The sequence below is a fragment of the Pseudochrobactrum sp. AO18b genome, from assembly GCF_000409565.1.
Lineage (GTDB): Bacteria > Pseudomonadota > Alphaproteobacteria > Rhizobiales > Rhizobiaceae > Pseudochrobactrum > Pseudochrobactrum saccharolyticum.
On sequence record NZ_ANNO01000282.1, the window covers coordinates 1 to 4759 of the forward strand.

Below are 4759 nucleotides of genomic sequence, written 5' to 3' on the forward strand. Positions count from 1 at the left end.
CCAGTTGGCAAGGCGGATACAACCGTGACTGGCTGTTTTACCAATACGGGACGGATCAGGGGTGCCGTGAATACCATAAGTCGGCTTTGACAGTGCAATCCACACAGTGCCCACCGGCCCGTTAGGCCCCGGCGGCACAATCAGCACCTTGTCATTATTACCCTGTTTGAAATTAATCTTCGGATTATAGGTGTAATTCGGATTGGTCGCGATACGCTCAACTGTCACAATGCCTGAAGGCGAAGGATTATCTGCCGAGCCGATTGTTGACGGATAAGCCACAACCAGTTTGCCGTTTGCATCATAGCCGCGCACTTGTTTGCGCGCCTTATCCGCAATAATTTTGGCAATAGGCGCACGCTTCTGCTTGCCCAGATTAGGCACACGGATCACTTCACCGGGCTGGCGGAAACTGATCCCCGGATTGATTTCCTGAAGATAGTTTTCATCAATGTGGAATTTTTCAGCCAGCATTTCACGCGGCGAGACATAGGCCATTTCCGGCAGCTTTGCCTTCTCGCTGTAATCATTGGGGACAGAAGCCAGATAAAAGCGCCCGATATCCTCATTGGTAATCGTATATTCTGTGAAAGCAGGGCCGCCTGTGGCTTCGAGCTGGGCATTGACCTGCGTTTCATCTGCCGGATTAATGCTCAGACCTGTTACTTCCAGATAAGATGCCGCCGCCTTGTCAACATTGCTGCCCGCTTTGCCGTCGATCACGCCCGGTGATGTACCGGCACGATCCAGCATGATCTGATAGGCTGCAAATTTAGCTTTTGCGCCCTGACCTTTCGGCATCACAACTGACGGTGTCTGCGAACCGGACATGCCGGAAGACGTGTTCGGATATTGCCCGTAAGGATCTTCAATCGCAGGTTTGAAATCATTATCATCCGGTGACGGTGCAGCACCGACATCCGGCAATGCAGAACGGTCAACCGCAGCATTATTCACACCCGTATTGCCGCGCGGTGCTGCCGGAAAATAATCCGTGCCGGCATCATCCGGCACATTGGCAAAGCCGTCATAAGGCACGCCGCCACCGACCGGTCCGTTCAATGTCCAGTTATCATTAGAATCCGGTTGCTGCGGAGGCTGTTGCGGATAGCCGCCCGGCTGTTCCTGAATACGCAAAATCTTGCCGCTATTATCCATGGTCACCTGACGCCCTGAAGCGTCAATATAGACCCGCACTTTATTATCCTGATAAATAACTTCACCCGGATCATAAAGCTGTGCCATCAACACAGGACGCTCCTCACCGGAAGCAGAACCACCAATATCAAAAGGGGACGCATAAGCGGTCGCCGCTGTCAGACCCGTCAGCGCTGTCACCGACAGTCCGAGATAAGTCTTCCGTAGAATTCCCCGCATTTTATGCATACCACACCCTTTAAAGCGCAAATCTTGTTTCTTCAGCCAATCGCCTGACCTGAAATGCCTTAGTCACAGATCAGGCCATTTTTATGGTTAATAACTTAACTGCATATGAAGAAGACAATCCGCAACAGATATTTTTTATAAAGCATGACGCAACTCAATGGACTCATTGAGCGTCCGCGAGCATGCGACAATTCAATAAAGCCAAAGCGCCCATGAAAAAGCGGCACCGCATTCAGCAGTGCCGCTTACCATCTCTTCACTCAATCAGGGTGTATTGTACCCCTGAAGCTCAGTGTTTCGGCTTAGGCTGGAAAACCAGCCGGTCTGATCCGGCCGAAATATCCACAACCGAACCATCGAGGATATCGCCGCCGAGAATTTTCTCTGCAAGCGGGTCCTGTACCTGTTTCTGGATAACCCGTTTCAGCGGGCGGGCACCATAAGCAGGATCATAGCCCTTATCGGCCAGCCAGTTACGGGCATCATCCTCAACATCCAGCGTGATCTTGCGGTCACTCAGCAGGTTCTGCAACCTTGCCAGCTGAATATCGACAATCGCACCCATTTCGGAGCGGCGCAGGCGATGGAACAGAATAATCTCATCCACGCGGTTGAGGAATTCCGGACGGAAAGATGCACGGACAACGCCCATAACTTCTTCACGTACGCTATCCACATCCTGATCTTCATTCAGTGCAACAAGATATTCCGCACCAAGATTGGAGGTCATGATAATCAGCGTATTGCGGAAATCCACCGTACGCCCCTGACCATCGGTCAGGCGACCATCATCCAGCACCTGCAACAACACGTTGAAGACATCCGGATGTGCCTTTTCAATCTCGTCGAACAGGATCACCTGATACGGACGACGACGCACAGCTTCTGTCAGCACACCGCCTTCTTCATAACCGACATAGCCCGGAGGGGCACCGATCAGACGGGCAACCGAGTGTTTTTCCATGAATTCGGACATATCAATCCGCACCATAGCTGTTTCATCGGAAAACAGGAATGTGGCCAAAGCTTTGGTCAGCTCCGTTTTACCAACACCGGTTGGTCCTAAGAAGATGAACGAGCCGATCGGACGGTTCGGATCCTGCAGACCGGCACGGGCACGACGCACCGCACGCGAGACCGCCTGCACCGCTTCACCCTGACCGATCACCCGCTTGCCGAGTTCGTCTTCCATCCGCAGCAGTTTTTCCCGTTCGCCTTCCAGCATCCGGTCAACCGGAATACCGGTCCAGCGGGAAATGATCTGCGCAATATGATCCGGCGACACAGTTTCTTCCAGCATTGTGCCGGTATTTTCCTGTGCTTCCGCATCGCTCAGCTGTTTTTCCAGTTGCGGGATCGTACCATAGGCAAGTTCACCGGCTTTCTGGAACTCACCATTACGCTGGGCAGTGGCCAGAGCATTACGCGCATCTTCAAGCTGCTTTTTCAGATCTGCCGCATGGCCGAGTTTCTGCTTTTCTGCCTGCCATTTGGCGGTCAGTTCAGCGGATTCCTCTTCCAGATCGGTCAGTTCTTTTTCAAGACGCTGCAACCGGTCTTTCGAAGCCGTATCCGTTTCCAGCTTGAGCGCTTCACGCTCAATCTTCAGCTGCATGACACGGCGATCCATCTCGTCCAGCTCTTCCGGCTTGGAATCCACCTGCATACGCAAACGCGCAGCCGCTTCATCCACAAGGTCAATCGCCTTATCCGGCAGAAAACGATCAGTGATATAGCGGTTCGATAAGCTTGCGGCTGATACCAGAGCAGAATCCGAGATACGCACTTTGTGGTGCTGCTCGTATTTTTCTTTCAGACCGCGCAGGATCGAGATCGTATCTTCAATGGTTGGCTCATTGACAAATACCGGCTGAAAACGACGGGCAAGCGCCGCATCTTTTTCAACATATTTGCGGTATTCTTCCAGTGTCGTCGCGCCAACACAATGCAGCTCACCACGGGCAAGCGCAGGCTTCAGCAGATTGGACGCATCCATCGCGCCGTCCGATTTACCGGCACCGACCAGAGTGTGCATTTCGTCGATGAACAGGATGATTTCACCGGCCGCCGCTTCAACTTCCGTCAGCACAGCTTTCAGACGTTCTTCAAATTCACCGCGATATTTCGCACCGGCAATCAGTGCGCCCATATCCAGCGCCATCAACCGCTTGTCTTTCAGCGATTCAGGTACGTCTCCATTGACGATACGCAGTGCCAAACCTTCAGCAATCGCGGTTTTACCCACGCCCGGTTCACCAATCAGCACCGGATTATTCTTGGTACGACGCGACAGAACCTGAATGGTACGGCGGATTTCTTCATCACGGCCAATCACCGGATCAAGCTTACCGGAACGCGCATCCTCGGTCAGGTCACGGGCATATTTTTTCAGCGCTTCGAAATTGGCTTCGGCAGAAGCACTATCGGCAGTCCGGCCTTTACGCATCTGATTAATCACCTCATTCAAAGCTTTGGCTGTGACACCGGCATGTGTCAGAATTTCATAGGTTTTTGCGCTTTTTTCCAGTGTGAAAGCGGTGAGCAGACGCTCAACCGTGACATAGCTGTCACCGGCTTTGGTGGCCAGTTCTTCCGCAGTGGTCAGGATTTTTGCAAGTGCAGGCGACAGATATAGCTGCCCGCTACCGCCGGTTACTTTCGGCAGTGCAGCCAAGGCACTCTGTAATCCGAGCTTAAGATCAGCAAGGCGACCGCCTGCCCTCTCGATCAGGCCAGAAGCCAGACCTTCTTCATCATCCACCAAAACTTTCAGCAGATGTTCAGGGGCAAATTGCTGGTTATCAGAATTCAATGCAAAGCTTTGCGCTGACTGGAGAAAACCCTGTACGCGCTCACTGTATTTTTCAATATTCATAGTGTCTCCTTTTCGCCCGCCAGCCCTTCAAGGCACCGGCAGATCATGGGTGACGGCTCCCCCTTAAAGGCAGGAACCATTATTCAGCAGATTTAGATAAACGGGACAAAATATTCTGGCAAAAATCAGAACCAGTTTCACTGGAAATGCATGGAATAAATTGCTCCGGCATCCTGTCACAAGGGATATGGGGCGATAGTCCTCTCCCTGCAAGGGCTGAAAGCATGAAGGTGAAAAATTATTATCACAACAGGGGTTAAGCCCCGCCCGCAGTTATGCAAAGCCGCAGTCATGCCCGCCCGCACATAAAAAAACCGGCAGATTTCCCTGCCGGTTTTTATTCTCTCTTATGCAAACAGATTATTCTGTTTCAGCAAAAGCGGTATCCTGATCCTGATTTTCACCATCAGCTTTCGCTGCACGGCTTGTCGTGCGGCGCGGGCGCAGAACACGGCGGGTGCGCGGTGCCGGTGCTTCATCCGCACCGGTTGCTTCAGC

Annotated in this window: 2 protein-coding genes; both read right to left on the reverse strand. The window is 52.3% G+C overall.

Features of this window, described 5'->3' with window-relative positions; translation table 11 throughout:
• The coding region (locus A918_RS0111700; protein ID WP_033316075.1) for a L,D-transpeptidase at positions 1-1377 on the reverse strand (1377 nt) is incomplete at its 3' end.
• A gap of 298 nt (positions 1378-1675) precedes the next feature.
• Positions 1676-4261 carry an ATP-dependent chaperone ClpB gene (gene clpB, locus A918_RS0111705; RefSeq protein ID WP_022711252.1) on the reverse strand — a complete coding sequence of 862 codons (2586 nt, stop codon included), beginning with the start codon at positions 4259-4261 and terminating at the stop codon, positions 1676-1678.
• Positions 4262-4759: the final 498 nt, after the last annotated feature.

Bases quoted from the DNA above. Each gene is read 5' to 3' on its own strand.
- clpB (WP_022711252.1), bottom strand. From the start codon at position 4,261: ATGAATATTGAAAAATACAGTGAGCGCGTACAGGGTTTTCTCCAGTCA.